The following is a 19,528-nucleotide window of genomic DNA, read 5'->3' as shown; positions in this document are numbered from 1 at the left end:
TTTATCTTAACGAATAGCCTTTAGCAACCCACCACGGGTGTATTTCAATTTCCAATCTACCCGCTTTTACCATGGGATCTAATTTGGCTAAACTATCTGCCATCTTTAGCGTGGGTACATTGTAAACCGTAATACCACGAATTTTTCCATCATCACCAAAAGGTCCAATTAAGTCGGCAAAACCTTCGTCATACATTCTTCCTAAATGAGATAAATGGGCTTCTTGGAGTAATGCTGCTTCTTCTTCGTTTTGTGAACGGATTGGACCGCTTTTTAAAAAGGCCATAAAATATTGCTGCATTAAAATGGTATCCTTGGTTTTTTCATCTACATAATCAAAGGTTTTATAACCTTTAGCAGTAAGTTCTTCTTTTAATTCCTTAGTAGTTTTCTTAATAGGAACAACTGCTACATCTTCATAAATAGAGTCTATTTCCTTCTCTACCGTTTCAATAGAAGGTGATGAGTCTTTTAAATCCTCGACCGTAGCTGCTTTATCATTTTTACAACCTACAAATGCAAATGAACAAATGAGAGCAAAAATTGAAATTTTTATAGTTTTCATATTACCAATTTTTATAAGGTTGTTTACTTAATTGCGAATTATAATATTTAGTCATTCCAGTTACCTCTTTTCCTAACCACTCAGGTTTTATAAATATTTCTGTGGTGTGATTTAATTCAATTTCAGCAATAATTAATCCTTCGTTGTCACCGTAAAATTCATCAACTTCAAAGGTATGATTTCCTTTTTTTACTAAGTATCTAGTTTTTTCAATTATTCCTTCTTCACATAATTTAAAAAGTGCTTCAGCATCGGTTTTACTAATTTCTTTTTCCCACTCAAATCGGGATAATCCATTTTCGTCCGATAAACCTTTAATGGTTAACATCCCATGACTATTCGTTATCCTTATGCGTACAGTTCTTTTTTTATCTGAATTTAAAAAGCCTTGTTTTATATAAATTTGTTCGAATGCTTCGTCTTTAAAAGCTTCATTTTTTACTAAAAATTTTCTTTCAATTTCAATCATATTCATATCCCAAGAAAATGGAAACTTATTTGTTGGTTGCTAATTTTTTAATGTAATCTGATGGAATTCTAACTTCTGGATATAAATTATTTGCTAAAAATATCATGCATCTTACAATGCTTATTGGATGAATGGATTTGTACTTAGAAAGAGAACCCAATAAAAACGGATTGACAAGTTTCATAAATATTTTGGCTAGATCTTCACCCATTCTTTTTTCGCTTCTATCTCCACTAATTAACGCGGGTTGAAGAATATAAGTGTTTGTAATTTTTTCTTTTAAAACAGCTTCTTCCATTCTACCTTTTGTCCGGTTATAAAAAAGTTTGCTTTGTTTATCTGCGCCCATTGCTGATATAACAATAAAGGTTGGTATATTATTTTCCTTACAAAGCTGAGCAGCCATCACGGGAATACCATAATCTATTTCAAGGTATTGTTCTTGGTTTGGAGTTTTCGCTTTTGTAGTACCAATGCAACAGAAAACTTCGTTAGCGACAAACAGGTCCTTTTGCTCTTTTAAATCTAATAAGTCTAGAAGATGTTCTTCAATTTTATTATGTGTTATACCACAAGTTTTTCTCGAAAACAATTTAATTTTCTCGTATCGGTCATCTATTAGAAGATGCTCTAAAAGTAGGCCTCCTGTCAAACCGGTCGCTCCTAATATGATTGCTGTTTTACCCATTTTGAGATGTAGTTTCGATAAAGATATTATAAATTTACATGATGCAAGACAATTTACCTATTAGAAAGATTATTCATGTTGATATGGACGCCTTTTATGCGTCTGTTGAACAAATGGATAATCCCGAACTTAAAGGAAAACCAATTGCAGTGGGAGGAGGCGGGACAAGAGGGGTGGTGGCAGCCGCTAGTTATGAAGCAAGAAAATATGGCGTTAGAAGCGCTATAAGTGGAGCTCAGGCTAAACGTAATTGTCCAGATCTTATTTTTGTAAAACCACGATTCGATAGATATCATGAAATCTCAAAACAAATAAGAAAAATATTCCACGAGTATACCGATTTGGTAGAGCCGCTTTCTTTAGACGAAGCTTATTTAGATGTTACCGAAAATAAAAAGGGAAATCCGAGTGCCAGTTTAATTGCAAAGGAAATTAGGGAACGCATTTTTAACGAAGTAGGTTTAACAGCCTCTGCAGGAATTTCCATTAATAAATTTGTGGCTAAAATAGCTAGTGATTTCAATAAACCTAACGGCCAAAAAACAGTAAATCCAGAAGAAGTAATAGACTTTTTAGAGGCCTTAGATATTAGAAAGTTTTATGGGGTAGGAAAGGTAACTGCTGAAAAAATGTACCAATTGGGAATCTTTACTGGAAAAGATTTAAAACTGAAATCTATAGAGTATTTAGAGGAACATTTCGGAAAATCTGGAAGTTTTTATTATCATATTGTTCGAGGCATACACAATTCGGAAGTGAGACCTCATAGAACCAGAAAATCTTTAGCAGCCGAACGGACGTTCCACGAAAATTTATCGAGTGAAATATTTATGCTTGAAAAATTAAATCATATAGCAGAAGAGGTTTCTAAACGCTTAGTGAAAAGCGACGTTTCAGGGAAAACAGTCACCCTAAAAATTAAGTACAGCGATTTTACATTACATACACGAAGTAAAACTTTACCTTATTTTATTAGAGATAAAAACTTGATTTTAGATGTAGCTAAGGATCTGCTTTATCAAGAAAAATTAAGTAATTCCGTTCGATTACTAGGTATTTCTATGTCGAATTTAAACAACGAAAAATCTAAACCAAGGACTCAAGAGGAGTTGTCTAAATATGTAGATGTTCAATTAAAGTTTGATTTTTAGTTCGCCTGGGAATAGAAACACGACGATGTATTCAAAATTAACGAGTAATTTAGGTGAGTTTTTTTTCATTTTTAATTATCTTGTATGCTAGAGTTCTAATAAGTCATAGTGTTAAGTCAAAATGTGAATGCTCAAAACATATAAATATTATATCGTATTAATATTTGCAATTATAATAGGAGCAGGTATTATACAATCTCTTCTTCAGGATTATAGCAACTCACTTAAAACAAAAAATAGTAACGAATTATTGAAATTCCACTCAGATGCTGTTATTAGGGCAAAAGCAGGAATCGATGTTTATTCTGTTTTAGTTTCTTCCATCCGGTCTCATATTGAAAATGTTAAGGTGTTTCCTAATGAAACGGAGTTTCAAGGTTTTTTAAACGATCTATTACGAGATTTGAACTTCAAGGATTCTATTGTTGTTGATTATATTAATACCAACCACGAGTTTAAATTTGTTGTTTCTCCAACCGAATTGGATGCGCCTGGATTAGTAGGGCTTAATGTGAAAGATTTAAGAACAGAGGAAGAAATTCAGGAGTTAAACAAGTTAATGGAGACAGATAAAATTAGATTATATGCTCCTATTAATTTACGCGAAGGATGGACTGGATTCCCTTTTAATTTTAGAGTTAAAAATTCTGAGAATGAAGTGGTAGGCTACTTCTCGTCTATTTTAAATGTAAAGTATTTATTAGAGTATTTTTATAATGGACTCAATAGCGAACATTTTATGCACAGCTTTGTAGTGAACGACTCTATTGACATTACGCGTGAGGTTATTTATGATAATACGGAAATATTCAATACATCTCGGGACGATTCTTACTATAAGAATTTTAATGTGGCTGAAGAGCATTTTATCTATTCAGATTTAGATGTTTTTGGTTTAAAATTAACAGTAGGCAGCGCCTATAAAATTCCGCCTAAAAGTCCAAAAATCGTATATATAGTAACCTATATTTGGTATGGTTCACTGTCTCTTTTTTCTTTTATTGTATTGATGCAAATTAAAAAAAATAGAAGCCTAAATAATCGGTTGATTTTAGCTAATGAAGAAATTGAGGAAAAGAATAACCGACTAAAGTATAAACTGGATAAAATAAATACTTTAATTAAAGAAATACATCATCGTGTAAAAAATAACATGCAAATGATAGCCAACTTGCTAACCTTACAAGAAGGTGAATATGAGGACCCTAAAATTTTAGCGGCTTTAGAACAAAGTAGGAATAGAATACAATCCATGGCTTTGGTGCATGAGAAATTATATGGAAGCACAAATTTGCAAGATGTAAATACCTTTGAATATGTCAATCAGCTGATTGAATTTATTGAAGAAATAATTGGTAATAAGGATATTCTACCAAAGAAAACAATAAATATTTCAGAGGATATTATTCTCGACTCAGAGACGATGTCTTCATTTGGGTTGATTTTAAATGAATTAATTACAAATTCATATAAATACGCTTTTAAACCTAATAGATCCAATAGTCTTGAAATAAACATTACACCTAATAATGGCTCGTATATTCTAGTCTATTCAGATAATGGTCCTGGATTACCAAAGGATTTTGTTTTAGAAAATTCCGATTCTCTTGGGATGCAATTAATTTATATACTTACCAAACAATTAAAGGGTACGGTTAGCTATAGTAATGAAGGTAAAAGTATGTTCACAATTGAATTTAATAATGCGGAAGCGGTTGATTGAAACTCGGCACTCCTTGTGAGTTGTGAAAAATAAAAAAAGCCTCTGAGAACGGCTTATATTAAAAATTGAAAACACGAATACTTATTTATAAGGTGAAATAAGTATTCGTGTTATTTAAAAATTTTTGGGTATTAAAGAATAACAATCTTTGTATAATTCTTAAAAGTTATTGTTTGTAATTTCAGTAATACGCAACGTATTTACCATTCCTTTTTCTTGAATTGGCATAGCTGCTAAGCTTACTAACATATCTCCAACTTCTAAAAACCCTTTTTGACAAGCTATCGTGTTAACATCCTCTATGGTTTCGTCTGTACTAACAAATTTATCATAATGAAATGCTTCAACTCCCCAAAGTAAACTTAATTGAGTTAAAATGCGTCGGTTAGAAGTAAATACTAAAATATGGGCACTTGGTCTCCAAGCAGAAATTTGAAATGCGGTATATCCACTATTCGTCAAGGTAGAAATAGCTTTAGCATCAATTTCGTTTGCCATATTAGCCGCATGGTAACATATAGATTTTGTTATAAATCGTTTGGTACGAATATGAGGTGGAACCTGTGGGACTTTAATTAAAGGCGAATCTTCCACGCTTTTAATAATATTAGCCATTTGTCTAATTACTTGAACAGGATAGCTTCCTACAGAAGTTTCACCTGAAAGCATTACCGCGTCTGCACCATCCATCACCGAGTTAGCAACATCGTTTACTTCGGCTCTGGTAGGAGTAAGGCTGGAAATCATGGTTTCCATCATTTGTGTAGCTATAATTACAGGAATTCTAGCCTGTTTCGCTCTTAAAACGAGTTGTTTTTGAATTAATGGAACTTCTTCAGCTGGAATTTCAACCCCTAAATCACCACGAGCCACCATCAAACCATCGCAGTAAGCAACAATTTTGTCGATATTTTCTACCGCTTCAGGTTTTTCAATTTTAGCAATAATTGGAATTTTATGATCACTATGCTTACTTATTAATTCTTCTAATTGCATTAAGTCTTCAGCATGACGTACAAAGGAAAGGGCTATCCAATCTACTTTTTGTTCTATAGCAAAAAGGGCGTCTTCTATATCTTTTTCCGTAAGTGCTGGTTGTGAAATGTTCGTATTAGGAAGATTAACTCCTTTTTTAGAACGTAAAGGACCACCTTGTATTACACGAGCTACTACTTCAGTTTTTCTGTCGGAAGATACTACTTCAAAAATCAGTTTTCCATCGTCTAAAAGAATTCTTTCACCAGGCTGTGCGTCTTCTGGAAACTTATCGTAAGTCATATAAACACGCTCCTTGGTTCCTTCAAATCGTTTGCCAGTGGCAAAAACTATTTCATCTCCTTCATTAACAAAAACCTCTCCTTTCATGGTTCCAACTCGTAATTTTGGACCTTGTAAATCGGCTAGAATGGCAGCGTTATATCCGTATTCTTCGTTTAATTCACGAATCATTTTAATGCGCTCCTTTACATCGTCGTAGTTGGCATGCGAAAAGTTAATTCTAAACACGTTAGCTCCTTCATCTAACATTCCTTTTAGAACTTTCTTCGTGCTAGTTGCTGGGCCTAAGGTGGCTACAATTTTAGTTTTTTTTCTTTTTAACATTAATTAAATATTAAATTGTTTTTAGATTTAAGTGTATCTATATCAATAGAATATGCAGTTACAATTTGAGGTATGTCCTGAATATCATTGATTAATCTTTGGGTTTCACTGAATGCTAATTGCTCATCTGATATTTTTAATAAAAAATTCACTTTTTTCAGTTCAGGAAGTAAATAGAATGTTTCTGTAAAATTTCCAGAATCTGAAAAAAGGCTGTTGCTTATTTCTGAATTGGTAGTTTCTAATTTGCATATATTGGAAACTAAATTCCATGTTACCAATTGTTTTTCATCGTCCCACTCGTATATAGAATACCAAGCGTTATTACTAAAATCTATATCGTGTTTTTTCCTCTTTAAATGGATTTTTAATTTTGAATTTAGTAGATAAGCAAGCCTGTAATCTTCTAGAGATGTATGAATTCCGATTAAGGTAAAACCTTCATCATCAAAAAAATCGTCCAAGCTTAGTTTTTTTATTGCCATGATAATTTCAGCTATGTAAAGATATAATATATCGCCTATAATACGTTAAGTTTTTATTAATCTTAACAGTATTGTATTAAATAAATGGTAGCGGTATTATTCCTTTGAGATTTGTTTTTGAAACACGAAAAAAGCGCGTTTTGAAGCCTTTTCTTCTGCTTTCTTTTTGGAGGTAGCTCGTGCTTTGGATACCACTCGGTTATCTATGGATAGTTTTACAGAAAAATGTCTTACTTCATCTTTTCCTGTGTCTTCATATACGTTGTAATCGAAGGTTTTCTTTTCTTTTTGACACCATTCTATCAACAAACTTTTATAGCTGATGACTTTTCCTTCGAGAGTTTCAATATTCACATAAGGAATAATGACAGTTTTGAAGATGAATTTTTCGCAATATTTATATCCTCTATCAAGGAAAATAGCGCCTATTAATGCTTCAAATAAGTTCCCGTGAATATTATCCCCAAATTGTCCTTTTGGTATTTTACTTTCAACGCGGTCTATAAGATGGAGGCCTTTGCCTAATTCGTTTAAATGTTCACGACTTACAATTTTAGAGCGCATTTTGGTTAAGTAACCTTCGTCTCCACTTGGGACTTCTGAATACAAATGGGAAGCTATAACAGCACCCAACATAGCGTCTCCTAAAAACTCTAAGCGTTCGTAATTAACGGTATTACCTTGACTATCCTTAATGTTCATAGAACGATGTGTGAACGCCGTTTTATAGTAATTTAAGGTTTTGGGCTTAAAGCCAAGGATTTTGTGAATAAACACAAAAAAATTCCCGTCACTTTTAGAACGGGAATTTAATATGTTTCGAATGCGTTTCATTCGTAGTTTTTAATCTAGTTTTTTGAACAATACACAGGCATTGTGTCCTCCAAAACCGAAAGTATTGCTCATAGCTACTTTAACGTCGCGTTTCTGTGCCTTGTTTAATGTCAAATTCAATTCAGGATCAATATTTTCATCTGCAACCGAATGATTGATTGTCGGAGGTACGATACCATGCTCTATAGTTAAAATAGCAGCAATAGATTCAATAGCTCCAGCAGCTCCTAACAAATGTCCAGTCATGGATTTTGTAGAATTAATATTGATGTTTTTAGCATGCTCACCAAACACTTCAGAAATGGCCTTTAATTCAGCTACATCCCCAAGAGGAGTAGAGGTACCATGTGTGTTGATATGATCAACTTCTTCAGGTTTGATTCCAGCATTATTTAAACAATTCTTCATTACAGCAATAACGCCAATTCCTTCAGGATGTGGTGCAGTCATATGATAAGCGTCGGAAGATAAACCTCCTCCAACAACTTCGGCATAAATTTTTGCACCTCTTGCTTTGGCGTGCTCATATTCTTCAAGAACTATTGCTCCAGCACCTTCACCTAATACGAAACCATCTCTGGTTGCATCAAAAGGTCTTGAGGCTGTTTCTGGACTTTCGTTTCTTGTTGATAAAGCATGCATGGCATTAAACCCACCCATTCCTGCAATGGTTACAGCTGCTTCACTTCCTCCGGTAACGACTACATCACAATGTCCTAAACGTATATAGTTTAAAGCATCAATCATAGCGTTTGCGGCCGAAGCACAAGCAGATACAGTTGTATAGTTAGGCCCCATAAATCCATGTTTAATGGAAATATTACCAGGCGCTATATCTGCAATCATTTTTGGAATAAAAAATGGGTTAAACCTAGGGGTCCCATCTCCAGCTGCAAAGTTTAAAACTTCCTCTTGAAATGTTTCCAATCCACCAATTCCTGCTCCCCAAATAACTCCAACCTTAAGTTTGTCTACAACGGAAAGGTCTAACTTAGAATCTGCAATGGCTTCATCTGAAGCCACCATAGCATACTGAGTAAACTTATCCATTTTTCGAGCTTCTTTTCTATCAAGAAAATCAGTTGCGTTAAAGTTTTTTAATTCACAGGCGAATTTGGTCTTGAACTTTTCAGTGTCAAAATATGTTATAGGTGCAGCACCACTTTTACCACTTACAAGCGCTTCCCAAAATTCATCTTTGGTATTGCCTATAGGTGTAAGTGCTCCTAAACCAGTAATTACAACTCGCCTTAATTCCATAAGTTTTGTGAATTATTTTTTAGCTTCTTCTATATAAGAGATAGCTTGACCAACTGTTGCAATGTTTTCAGCTTGATCATCTGGAATTTGGATATCAAATTCTTTTTCGAATTCCATTATTAATTCAACAGTGTCTAATGAATCTGCTCCTAAATCGTTTGTGAAGCTAGCTTCAGTAACAACTTCGTTCTCATCAACACCTAATTTGTCTACGATAATCGCTTTTACTCTTGATGCAATGTCTGACATAATCTTTTAATTTTAAGTTTTAATTAGTTGGCAAAAATAAAAAACTTTATTCTTATAACACACCTTTACTATAAAAATGTGCATGTAATTTAGTAAATAACCCTGAAGTAATTTAATTTTACCTTCTAATTGTTAATATTTAATCTTTTTTGTTTGAATAACGGCGCAATTTAATTTGTAAATAAAGCAAGTATCAACCATATTCGCAAACATTCTTTTAAATTTGAACACTATTTTCACCAATCTATATATTAAACTATTATAGATTTATTAATACTAATAGATGAAACGTATTGTAATTTTTGCTTCCGGAAGTGGAACTAATGCTGAAAATTTAATCACTTATTTTAAAAACAGTTCTTTTGCTTCTGTTATTCTAATTCTGACTAACAATCCCCATGCCAAAGTTTTAGATCGGGCTAAAAAATTGGAGGTTAGCGCCTTGTCTTTTAATAGAATAGCCTTTACTAAAACGGATAATATCCTAGACCTTTTAAAGGCGAATAAGCCCGACTTAATCGTGTTAGCTGGTTTTTTATGGAAGTTTCCAGAAGCTATTTTAAAAGAATTTCCGAATAAAGTGATAAATATTCACCCGGCTCTTTTACCTAAGTACGGCGGAAAAGGGATGTATGGTAATTTTGTACATGAAGCGGTTGTGGCTAATAAAGAGGTTGAAACAGGTATTACTATTCATTATGTAAATGAGAATTATGACGAGGGAGCCATTATTTTTCAGGAGAAATGCGAAGTACTTGATTCAGATAGTTCTGAGGATGTAGCCGCAAAAATCCATAAATTGGAAATGGAACATTTCCCGTTAGTAGTTGAAAAAATATTAAAAAATAAAACTCATAATTAAGAGTTTCGAACCTGTTTTTAAACAAGACCAACCTTGTTGGCTATACTTAGAATGATTAGGAGTTAATCTGCCCTTGAACTAAAAAAAATGATATTCACTTTTGTGGTTGCTAAAAATGAGTAAAAAGAAAAACAAATATTACACCGTTTGGAAAGGTAAAAAAACAGGAATCTTTGAGTCCTGGGCCGACTGTAAAGCCCAAATAAAGGATTTTGAAGGAGCTCAATACAAATCTTTTGAAACTTTTGAGGCTGCTAAAAAGGCCTATAATGGTAATTATAAGGATTTTATAGGGAAAGCTAAAAAGTTTAGTTCAAACCTTTCAACGGATCAACTTAATAAAATTGGGCAACCAAACTATAATTCTATTTCGGTAGATGCGGCTTCAAGTGGAAATCCTGGAATTATGGAATATCGTGGAGTGGATACTAAAACAAAAAAACAACTTTTTATTCAAGGGCCTTTTGAGGAAGGAACCAATAATATTGGGGAATTCTTAGCCTTAGTACATGGCCTTGCATTTTTAAAACAAAATAATAGCGACAGGATTATTTATACAGACTCTAAAACAGCTATGAGTTGGATTGCTAAGAAAACTTGTAATACCAAACTAGAGCGTAACGAAAAAAACAAACCTGTATTCGAATTGGTTGATAGAGCGGTAAACTGGCTAAAAACAAATACCTATAAAACTGTAATAGTAAAATGGGAAACCAAAGCTTGGGGAGAAATTCCAGCCGATTTTGGTAGAAAGTAAAATAAACAGTTTTTAACAGAGCTTTTCGAATATTTTCAGATTTCTATAAGAAATAATTAAAAAAATCTTTCGTCTAATAGCTGTTAAATAGCTTATATTTGCACCCTTATTAGTCGAAGCTTTGAGTGCACAGACAAACAAAATTTAGAACCTCAGTATGAGCAAATTAGTAATAGTAGGAACAGTAGCTTTCGATGCTATTGAAACACCTTTCGGAAAAACAGATAAAATTCTTGGAGGCGCAGCCACATTTATTGGGTTGGCAGCTTCGCAATTTAATGTGGATGCCGCAGTAGTATCCATAGTTGGAGGCGACTTTCCTAAGGAATATTTAAACTTATTATCAGACAGGAATATCGATATTTCTGGTGTAGAAATAGTAAAAGAAGGGAAAACTTTCTTTTGGAGCGGAAAATATCATAACGATATGAATACACGCGATACTTTAGTGACAGAACTAAATGTACTTGCCGATTTTAATCCTATAGTTCCTGAAGATTATAAAAATTCTGAAGTAGTTATGTTAGGAAACTTGCATCCAAACGTCCAAATGAGTGTATTGGAACAAATGAACAAGAAACCTAAACTAGTAATTTTGGACACCATGAACTTTTGGATGGACTGCGCTTTAGAGGAGTTAAAAGCAGTTATTGCTAAGGTAGATGTGATTACTATTAATGATGAAGAAGCTAGACAGTTAACTGGAGAATATTCATTAGTAGTGGCAGCAAGAAAAATCCATGAAATGGGGCCTAAATATGTAGTAATTAAAAAAGGAGAACACGGCGCTTTATTATTTCATAAAGACAATGTGTTTTATGCACCAGCCTTACCACTTGAAGAGGTTTTTGATCCAACAGGAGCAGGTGATACCTTTGCAGGAGGATTTGCTGGGTATTTAGCAAAAACAGAAGATGTTTCTTTTGAGAATATGAAAAAAGCAGTTATTTACGGATCTACTTTGGCATCTTTTTGCGTTGAAAAATTTGGAACATCACGAATGATTGGTTTAAATAGCAAGGAGGTACATCAACGCCTGCAACAGTTTAAGAGTTTAACACAATTCGATATAGAATTAACATAAAAAAACGCGCTCTTATTTGAGCGCGTTTTTTGTTCCTATTCCTTGTTTTACAAGTATATGAATTAATAAACATAACACAACAAACCCATGAGCGACGCTTTAAAACACGAATGTGGAATAGCACACATTAGACTTTTAAAACCTTTAGAATATTACCATAAAAAATATGGAACAGCATTTTATGGGGTCAACAAAATGTATCTTTTAATGGAAAAACAGCATAACCGAGGACAAGACGGTGCGGGTTTTGCAAGCATTAAACTAGATACCAAACCTGGCGAACGCTATATTAGCAGAGTTAGGTCTATCGCCCAACAACCTATTCAAGATATTTTTGCGCAAATTAATGAGCGTATCAATAAAGAAATGGTGAAACATCCTGAATACAAAGATAATGTGGCACTTCAAAAAAAGGAATTGCCGTATATAGGAGAAGTTTTGCTTGGTCATGTAAGATATGGGACATTCGGAAAAAATAGTGTCGAAAATGTACATCCGTTCTTACGACAAAATAACTGGATGCATAGAAATTTAATTCTAGCAGGAAACTTTAACATGACAAATGTTAATAAGTTATTTGAAGAATTGATTAGAATTGGACAGCATCCAAAGGAAATGGCGGATACCATAACTATCATGGAGAAAATAGGACATTTCTTAGATGATGCCGTTTCCAAAAAATACAAGCAGCTTAAAAAAGAAGGATATAGCAAAAATGAATGCTCCCCATTAATAGCCGAAAGACTTAATGTGGCTAAAATATTGAAAAGATCTTCAAAAAATTGGGATGGAGGTTATGCAATGGCTGGACTTCTGGGTCATGGAGATTCTTTTGTTTTAAGAGATCCAGCAGGTATCCGTCCTGTGTATTATTATAAAGACGATGAAGTTGTAGTGGTGGCATCAGAAAGACCCGTAATACAAACAGTATTTAATGTGGCTTTTGAAGATGTGAAAGAATTGGAACCAGGACACGCCATTATTACCAAGAAATCTGGTGAGATGAGCATTCATAAAATCATTGAACCATTAGAAAGAAAAGCTTGTTCTTTTGAGCGAATTTATTTTTCTAGAGGTAGTGACGCAGAAATATATCAAGAACGAAAAACTTTAGGAAAGTTATTAATGCCGAAAGTTTTGGAAGCCATTGATAACGATACTAAAAATACCGTGTTTTCATATATTCCAAATACGGCCGAAACGTCGTTTTTTGGAATGATAGAAACTGTGGAGGATCACTTAAATGAAAAGAAAACCCAAGCGATTATAGATGGGAATGGAATGCTTTCTGCTGAAAAAGTTACCCAAATTTTATCGGAACGTCCTAGAATAGAAAAAATAGCAGTTAAAGATGTTAAGTTAAGAACATTTATAACAGAAGACAGCAGTCGCGACGACTTGGTTGCTCACGTTTACGATGTTACCTATGGTGTTATTAAACCAACAGATAACTTAGTAATTATAGACGATAGTATAGTGAGAGGTACTACTCTTAAAAACAGTATTATTAAAATGATGGATCGTTTGCATCCTAAAAAGATTGTTGTTGTGTCTTCTGCTCCACAAATCCGTTATCCAGATTGTTACGGGATTGATATGGCTAGACTAGAAGATTTAATTGCTTTTAGAGCTATGTTGGAATTGTTGAAAGAAATCGACAAATATCACATGGTGGAGGATGTTTATAAAAAATGTAAAGCACAAGTTGAGCTAGCCGATAAGGATGTTAGAAACTTTGTTAAAGATTTGTACTCGCAATTTTCTGCTGAACAGATTTCTGATAAAATAGCTGAATTAATATGTGATTCGGAGGTTAAGGCAGAAGTTAAAACAATTTTCCAGCCTGTTGAGAACTTGCACAAAGCTTGTCCTAAAAATTTAGGTGATTGGTATTTTACAGGGAATTATCCAACGGCTGGTGGAAATCGCGTAGTTAATAGAGCTTTCATTAATTTTTATGAAGGAATTAAGGACCGTGCTTATTAGTTAAAACTAATTCTAAAACATTAATAATTAGTTGTTTGTCTAGCAAAATATTCTTTTTAACTAATTTATATGCTGTTTGTCTAAATAATTGAAATAGATATATAAAATAAAAGTACATTAGAAGTACCATAACATAAGTAGGTTAAGTTCATGGTAGATTTGGGGCAAAAAAAGGTGAACTCTCGTTCACCTTTTTTTATTTTCTTCTTTTCCAAAATTCCTAATAGAACATAGTTAAGAGCGGACTGCTTCGTAATTTACCACTCTGTTATATTTGATAGATTCCATTGTTCGAATTTATTGGTAGTTCGTCTAATTATTTTTTTTTAGAGTAAGGCTAATTATACATTTGGGGTTACCATAAGATAAGTAGGTTAAGTTTATGGTAGATTTGGGGCAAAAAAGGTGAGCATTCGTTCACCTTTTTTCATTTTATATCTTCAGTATAAGTAATCTTACCAAGTATAAAAATTAGATGTATTGTAATAAAAAAAGCAAACCTTTTCAGATTTGCTTTTTTTATAAAATATAAGTGTTTTACTTATTTTGCTTCAGCATAACGCTTTTCAACTTCGTTCCAGTTAATAACATTAAAGAATGCATTAATATAATCTGGTCTTCTGTTTTGGTAGTTTAAATAGTAAGCGTGTTCCCAAACGTCTAAACCTAAAATTGGCGTACCACCACATCCAACGCCTGGCATTAATGGGTTGTCTTGGTTTGGCGTAGAGCAAACTTCTACTTTACCACCTTTGTGTACACAAAGCCAAGCCCAACCTGAACCAAATTGTGTAGCTGCTGCTTTGCTAAAGGCATCTTTAAAAGCGTCAACCGATCCATAAGCCGCTTCAATAGCATCTTTTAAAGGACCTGACAAACGACCTTTACCTTCAGGATTCATAACATCCCAGAAAAGTGAGTGGTTGTAAAAACCTCCACCATTATTTCTAACAGCCTTATTATTCATATCTAGATTAATAAGAATGTTTTCAATAGATTTTCCTTCTAAATCTGTGCCTTCAATAGCGTTATTTAAATTGTTTGTATACCCTTGGTGGTGTTTAGAGTGGTGAATTTCCATTGTTTTCGCATCAATATGAGGCTCTAAAGCATCATAAGCGTATTTTAATTTCGGTAAATCGAAAGCCATAATATGTATGTATTTAATTGTTAAAAAATTAATTAAGCCAAATTTACGAATAAAAGCCAGCAATTAAAAATAATTAATACCTATCAAATCATCGATAGTTTTTATCTTGTGTCAAATTTTCAGTATATGGTCAATAAAAGTGCTTTTTTGGTGTATAATGCTTCGGCAGGGAGTGGAAAAACCTTTACGCTTGTAAAAGAGTATTTGAAGATTCTTTTAAAGTCGCCGTTTAATGATGCTTTTAAAAATATACTAGCAATAACCTTCACTAATAAGGCTGCTAGTGAAATGAAGGAGCGTATTGTTGAGACCTTAACAGCGTTTTCGTCAGAAGATATTTTAGAGCAACCAAATCACATGTTTTTAATTATTTGTGATGAATTGGAAATGGACGCAGAGGCACTCCATAAGAAATCTGTAAAGATTTTAAATTCAATAATTTACAATTATGCCGCATTTGATATATCTACTATAGATGGCTTTACTCATAGAATTATTAGAACGTTTGCATACGATTTAAAATTACCTTTAAATTTTGAAGTAGAGCTCGATCAAGACGCTTTGCTTAATGAAGCTGTTGACCGATTAATTGCAAAGGCAGGAGCCGAAAAGGAACTAACTAAAATTCTGGTAGATTTTGCTATTGAAAAAGCCGACGATGATAAAAGTTGGGACGTTTCTTTCGATTTTAATAAAATATCAAAACTTCTTGTCAGTGAAGATGATATCCCATTCATTAATACATTAAAAGATAAAACCCTTGACGATTTTAAAGCTCTTAAAAAACAAGTAAAAACCGACCTGAAAGCAACTCAGGATGTAATGGTTCAACAAGCGAAAGAGGTTTTAACGCTTATTGAAGAAAGCAGTTTACAGTTTGGTGATTTTTCTAGAAGTTACTTGCCTAAACATTTTCAAAAGTTAGCCGAAGCGAATTTCGGTGTTAACTTCGATTCAAAATGGCAGGAGGATTTAGAAAATAAAACCTTGTATCCTAAACGGGTTTCACCAAATGTGGCATCCATTATTGAAAGTATTCAACCTCAAATAGCATTAGCTTTTAACAACACCAAAAAAGCATTTTTTCATTATAAATTCTTAACTGCTTGTTATAGAAACATCACGCCATTATCTGTGTTGAACGAAATAAATAATGAATTAATTAATTTAAAAGAAGAACAGAATAAGGTGCTTATTTCGGAATTTAACGCCCTAATTAGCCAAGAAATTAAAAATCAGCCAACTCCCTTTATTTATGAACGTTTGGGAGATAAATTTAAGCATTATTTTATTGATGAATTTCAAGACACTTCTGTTTTACAATGGGAAAACTTAAAACCTTTAATAGATAATAGCCTGTCTCAAGAAAATAATAACGAGCAGAATGGTTCTGTTATGTTGGTGGGAGATGCCAAACAAGCTATTTATAGGTGGCGAGGCGGAAAAGCCGAACAGTTTATAAATTTATTTAACAAAGGGAATAATCCGTTTCAAGTGCTACAAGAGGTTATTAATTTACCTCGAAATTTTAGAAGTTATCAGGAAATTTTAAATTTCAATAACGGTTTTTTTGAGTTTTTATCTCAATCAAAATTAAGTGATTCGGATTATGCAGAGTTGTATCAGAAATCCTATCAAGAACCTACCAAAAAAGAAGAAGGATTTGTAAGCTTGGAGTTTTTGGATATTGAAAAGGAGGACGATAAATTTCAGCTATATACTGAAAAAACTTTGGAACGAATTCAGTCTGTTTTAGAAAACGGCTTTAGTTTTAGTGATATTTGTATTCTTGTAAGAAAGAAAAAACAAGGAGTTGCCATTGCTAACTATTTAAATGAGCAACAAATTCCTATTATTTCATCGGAAACATTGTTGTTGAAAAATTCTCCTGAAGTCGGATTTATGGTTAATTTTTTAAAACTCCTACAAGAACCTAGAAACAACGAAATTAAAATTGAGGTTCTAAATTATTTGGCTGGGGTTTTTCAGGTTGAAGACAAACACGCCTTTTTTGAAACCTATCTTCAATTAGAGTTGGTGCAAATGCTAAAGCATCTAGAAACGTTTAACATCTATGTAAACCATAATCAGTTGTTGCAACTGTCTTTGTTTGAATTAGCAGAAACCGTAGCTAGAGATTTTAACTTAGTTAAAACTTCCAATGCTTACGTCCAGTATTTTCTAGACTTTGTATTTGAGTATTCACAGAAAAAACTTTCAGACTTAGCAGGGTTTATCGAGCATTTTGAGAAAAAACAAGATAACCTGAGCATTGTTTCGCCATCAGGACAAGAAGCTGTTCAAATAATGACTATTCATAAATCCAAAGGATTAGAATTTCCGGTGGTTATTTTTCCATTTGCAGATCTTGATATTTACAAAGAAATCGAACCAAAAGAATGGTTTCCATTAAATGAGGAAAGTTTTCATGGTTTCCCGTACACTTTATTGAATTTTAATAAAGATTTCGAGTCTTTCGGAGAAATTGGAGAGCAGATTTACACAAAACATCGTGCAGAACAAGAGCTAGATAATATAAATTTGATATATGTGGCTTTAACTAGAGCAGTGGAGCAATTACATATTATATCTAAAAAAGATCTAAATGCTAAAGGTGAAATCAATGATAAAACTTATTCAGGATTTTTAATTGATTACCTTATTCATCTAAATTTATGGGATGCCAATCAATTAGTTTATTCTTTTGGAAACCCTTTAAAAACCTCTGAAACTAAATCTGTCTCAAAAGATACAATCGAGCAAACGCTTTTTATTTCAACCCCAAAACACGAGCACAACATTAAAATTGTCACTAATTCTGGATATTTATGGGATACAGCTCAAGAAGACGCCATAGAAAAAGGAAATTTGATACATAATATCATGTCTCAGATAAAAACACATGTAGATGTAGATTTTGTTTTGGACGATTTTCTGAATGCTAACATGATTTCTGCAAATCAGGCCGAGACCTTAAAGAAAATTGTATTCGATATCGTTAATCATGATCAATTAAATTCTTATTTTAACACGGAAGCTATTGTTTACAATGAACGAGATATAATAGCAAAATCTGGAAGTATGCATCGCCCAGACAGATTAATTTTTGAAACTGATAATTCCGTGGCTATAATAGATTATAAAACGGGATCAGAAGATGAAAAACACAGAATACAATTAGAGGAATACGAGAATATTTTAGAAGAAATGGATTTAAAAGTGACCAAAAAAATACTTGTATATATAAATGATGGTATTGAAGTAAAAGAATTTTAAATTTGTAAAAAACAAGAACACATGTACGGAAAAATTAAAGAACATTTAGAAAAGGAAATTCAGGACATAAAAGATAATGGTTTATATAAAACCGAACGAATAATTACTTCGGCACAAGGTGCAGAAATTACCTTGGACACAGGAGAAACTGTCTTAAATTTTTGTGCGAATAACTACTTGGGCTTATCATCCCATCCAGAAGTTGTTAAAGCAGCTCAAGATATTATGGATACTCACGGATTTGGTATGTCATCTGTTCGTTTCATATGTGGAACACAAGATATTCATAAAGAGTTAGAAAGAAAAATTGCAGAATTTTACGACACCGAAGATACCATTTTGTATGCGGCGGCTTTTGATGCGAATGGAGGTGTTTTTGAACCATTATTTGGAGCAGAAGATGCTATTATATCAGATTCATTAAATCACGCGTCAATTATTGATGGGGTTAGATTATGTAAAGCAGCCAGATACCGCTATGCAAATAATGATATGGCCGATCTAGAAAAGCAATTAATCGAGGCTAATAAAAATAACGCTCGATTTAAAATTATTGTTACTGATGGCGTTTTCTCTATGGACGGCTTAGTTGCGCCATTAGATAAAATTTGCGATCTGGCAGATAAGTATGATGCCTTGGTTATGATTGACGAATGCCATGCCACTGGATTTATAGGGGCAACAGGAATAGGAACCTTAGAAGAAAAAGGAGTTTTAGGTAGAATTGATATTATTACAGGAACTCTAGGAAAAGCTTTAGGTGGAGCTATGGGTGGCTATACCACTGGTAAAAAAGAAATCATTGATATCTTGCGTCAGCGCTCAAGACCGTACTTGTTTTCTAACTCTCTAGCGCCTGCAATTGTTGGAGCATCTATTAAAGTTTTCGAGATGTTAAAAGGAAATACGGCCTTAAGAGATAAATTGGAATGGAATACCAATTATTTCAAAAAAGGAATGAAAGAAGCCGGTTTTGATATAATAGATGGAGATTCTGCAATTGTGCCTGTGATGCTTTACGATGCCAAATTAGCGCAAACCATGGCAAATTTACTTTTAAAAGAAGGAATTTATGTTATTGGATTCTTTTTCCCAGTAGTGCCAAAAGAAAAAGCAAGAATACGAGTACAGTTGTCGGCTGCGCACGAAAAGGAACACCTCGACAAAGCTATACAGGCCTTCATAAAAGTGGGTAAAACTTTAGAAATAATTTAAAAAAAAAAGACAAACTGGCAGATTTTAGGTGAATTATTCAATATTTTTCTATATTTGTCTTTGTTAATAATATTTAACAACTTACTTTTGCTTACAATTAACACTTAAAAATTAAATATTTGAATATGAAAAATCTTAGCAGATTATTGTTCGCAATGTTGCTTATGTTAAG

General features: G+C 33.2%; 17 protein-coding genes. 8 read left to right on the top strand and 9 right to left on the bottom strand.

Annotated features, from left to right (window positions below):
• Position 1 precedes the first annotated feature (1 nt).
• Genes VKY41_RS05250 through VKY41_RS05240 form a run of 3 tightly spaced genes read right to left on the bottom strand, consistent with a single transcriptional unit; the run spans position 2 to position 1,722 of the window.
• On the bottom strand, positions 2 to 565 hold the full coding sequence (locus VKY41_RS05250) for a YciI family protein (RefSeq protein ID WP_500813389.1): 564 nt from the start codon (positions 563 to 565) through the stop codon (positions 2 to 4).
• A 1-nt stretch (position 566) separates the two neighbouring features.
• Positions 567 to 1,034 (bottom strand): CYTH domain-containing protein, encoded by a 468-nt coding sequence (locus VKY41_RS05245; RefSeq protein WP_500813388.1) that lies wholly within the window; start codon positions 1,032 to 1,034, stop codon positions 567 to 569.
• 25 nt (positions 1,035 to 1,059) lie between these two features.
• A complete protein-coding gene (locus tag VKY41_RS05240) occupies positions 1,060 to 1,722 on the bottom strand; it encodes an NAD(P)H-binding protein (protein WP_500813387.1) in 663 nt (220 codons plus the stop codon).
• A gap of 41 nt (positions 1,723 to 1,763) precedes the next feature.
• On the opposite strand from VKY41_RS05240, the gene dinB reads away from it, so the two are divergent.
• Entirely contained in the window at positions 1,764 to 2,873 is a 1,110-nt protein-coding gene (dinB, locus tag VKY41_RS05235; protein ID WP_500813504.1) for a DNA polymerase IV, read from the top strand.
• A gap of 127 nt (positions 2,874 to 3,000) precedes the next feature.
• Positions 3,001 to 4,596: a sensor histidine kinase gene (locus VKY41_RS05230; protein ID WP_500813386.1), complete on the top strand. Its 1,596-nt coding sequence runs from the start codon at positions 3,001 to 3,003 to the stop codon at positions 4,594 to 4,596.
• Between the two features lie 159 nt (positions 4,597 to 4,755).
• On the opposite strand, the gene pyk is transcribed toward VKY41_RS05230, so the two are convergent.
• The 5 genes from pyk to VKY41_RS05205 form a co-directional block, all read right to left on the bottom strand.
• Positions 4,756 to 6,198, bottom strand: a complete 1,443-nt coding sequence (pyk, locus tag VKY41_RS05225; protein WP_500813385.1) for a pyruvate kinase — start codon at positions 6,196 to 6,198, stop codon at positions 4,756 to 4,758.
• A complete protein-coding gene (locus tag VKY41_RS05220; RefSeq protein WP_500813384.1) occupies positions 6,198 to 6,683 on the bottom strand; it encodes an IPExxxVDY family protein in 486 nt (161 codons plus the stop codon). Before VKY41_RS05220 ends, pyk begins: the two co-directional genes overlap by 1 nt.
• 96 nt (positions 6,684 to 6,779) lie before the next feature.
• Positions 6,780 to 7,517 (bottom strand): ribonuclease III, encoded by a 738-nt coding sequence (gene rnc / locus VKY41_RS05215; RefSeq protein WP_500813383.1) that lies wholly within the window; start codon positions 7,515 to 7,517, stop codon positions 6,780 to 6,782.
• Positions 7,518 to 7,526: 9 nt separating this feature from the next.
• A complete protein-coding gene (gene fabF, locus VKY41_RS05210) occupies positions 7,527 to 8,777 on the bottom strand; it encodes a beta-ketoacyl-ACP synthase II (RefSeq protein ID WP_500813382.1) in 1,251 nt (416 codons plus the stop codon).
• Between the two features lie 12 nt (positions 8,778 to 8,789).
• Positions 8,790 to 9,026, bottom strand: a complete 237-nt coding sequence (locus VKY41_RS05205; RefSeq protein ID WP_007137004.1) for an acyl carrier protein — start codon at positions 9,024 to 9,026, stop codon at positions 8,790 to 8,792.
• A gap of 283 nt (positions 9,027 to 9,309) precedes the next feature.
• Here VKY41_RS05205 and purN point away from each other — a divergent pair, with 283 nt between their 5' ends.
• The 4 genes from purN to VKY41_RS05185 all read left to right on the top strand — a co-directional run bounded on the left by purN (position 9,310) and on the right by VKY41_RS05185 (position 13,715).
• Positions 9,310 to 9,888, top strand: coding sequence for a phosphoribosylglycinamide formyltransferase (gene purN, locus VKY41_RS05200; protein WP_500813381.1), 579 nt, complete (start codon positions 9,310 to 9,312; stop codon positions 9,886 to 9,888).
• Positions 9,889 to 10,003: 115 nt separating this feature from the next.
• Positions 10,004 to 10,645 (top strand): ribonuclease H1 domain-containing protein, encoded by a 642-nt coding sequence (locus tag VKY41_RS05195; RefSeq protein WP_500813380.1) that lies wholly within the window; start codon positions 10,004 to 10,006, stop codon positions 10,643 to 10,645.
• Between the two features lie 157 nt (positions 10,646 to 10,802).
• On the top strand, positions 10,803 to 11,729 hold the full coding sequence (locus VKY41_RS05190; protein ID WP_500813379.1) for a PfkB family carbohydrate kinase: 927 nt from the start codon (positions 10,803 to 10,805) through the stop codon (positions 11,727 to 11,729).
• 87 nt (positions 11,730 to 11,816) lie between these two features.
• Complete coding sequence (locus tag VKY41_RS05185) at positions 11,817 to 13,715, top strand: amidophosphoribosyltransferase (protein ID WP_500813378.1); 1,899 nt, start codon at positions 11,817 to 11,819, stop codon at positions 13,713 to 13,715.
• 541 nt (positions 13,716 to 14,256) lie between these two features.
• On the opposite strand, the gene VKY41_RS05180 is transcribed toward VKY41_RS05185, so the two are convergent.
• Entirely contained in the window at positions 14,257 to 14,865 is a 609-nt protein-coding gene (locus tag VKY41_RS05180) for a superoxide dismutase (RefSeq protein WP_500813377.1), read from the bottom strand.
• Between the two features lie 126 nt (positions 14,866 to 14,991).
• Between VKY41_RS05180 and VKY41_RS05175 the strand changes: the two genes are divergently transcribed.
• Both VKY41_RS05175 and kbl read left to right on the top strand, forming a co-directional pair.
• The gene (locus tag VKY41_RS05175) at positions 14,992 to 18,141 is read left to right on the top strand and encodes a UvrD-helicase domain-containing protein (RefSeq protein WP_500813376.1); all 3,150 of its coding nucleotides are present in this window, start codon (positions 14,992 to 14,994) and stop codon (positions 18,139 to 18,141) included.
• Between the two features lie 21 nt (positions 18,142 to 18,162).
• On the top strand, positions 18,163 to 19,356 hold the full coding sequence (kbl, locus tag VKY41_RS05170; RefSeq protein ID WP_500813375.1) for a glycine C-acetyltransferase: 1,194 nt from the start codon (positions 18,163 to 18,165) through the stop codon (positions 19,354 to 19,356).
• The last annotated feature ends 172 nt before the right edge of the window (positions 19,357 to 19,528 follow it).

The sequence above is a fragment of the Xanthomarina sp. genome (assembly GCF_035306605.1).
Classification (GTDB): Bacteria; Bacteroidota; Bacteroidia; order Flavobacteriales; family Flavobacteriaceae; genus Xanthomarina.
The sequence above is the reverse complement of the archived record's forward strand: the minus strand, read 5'-3'. Positions and strand labels throughout refer to the sequence as shown.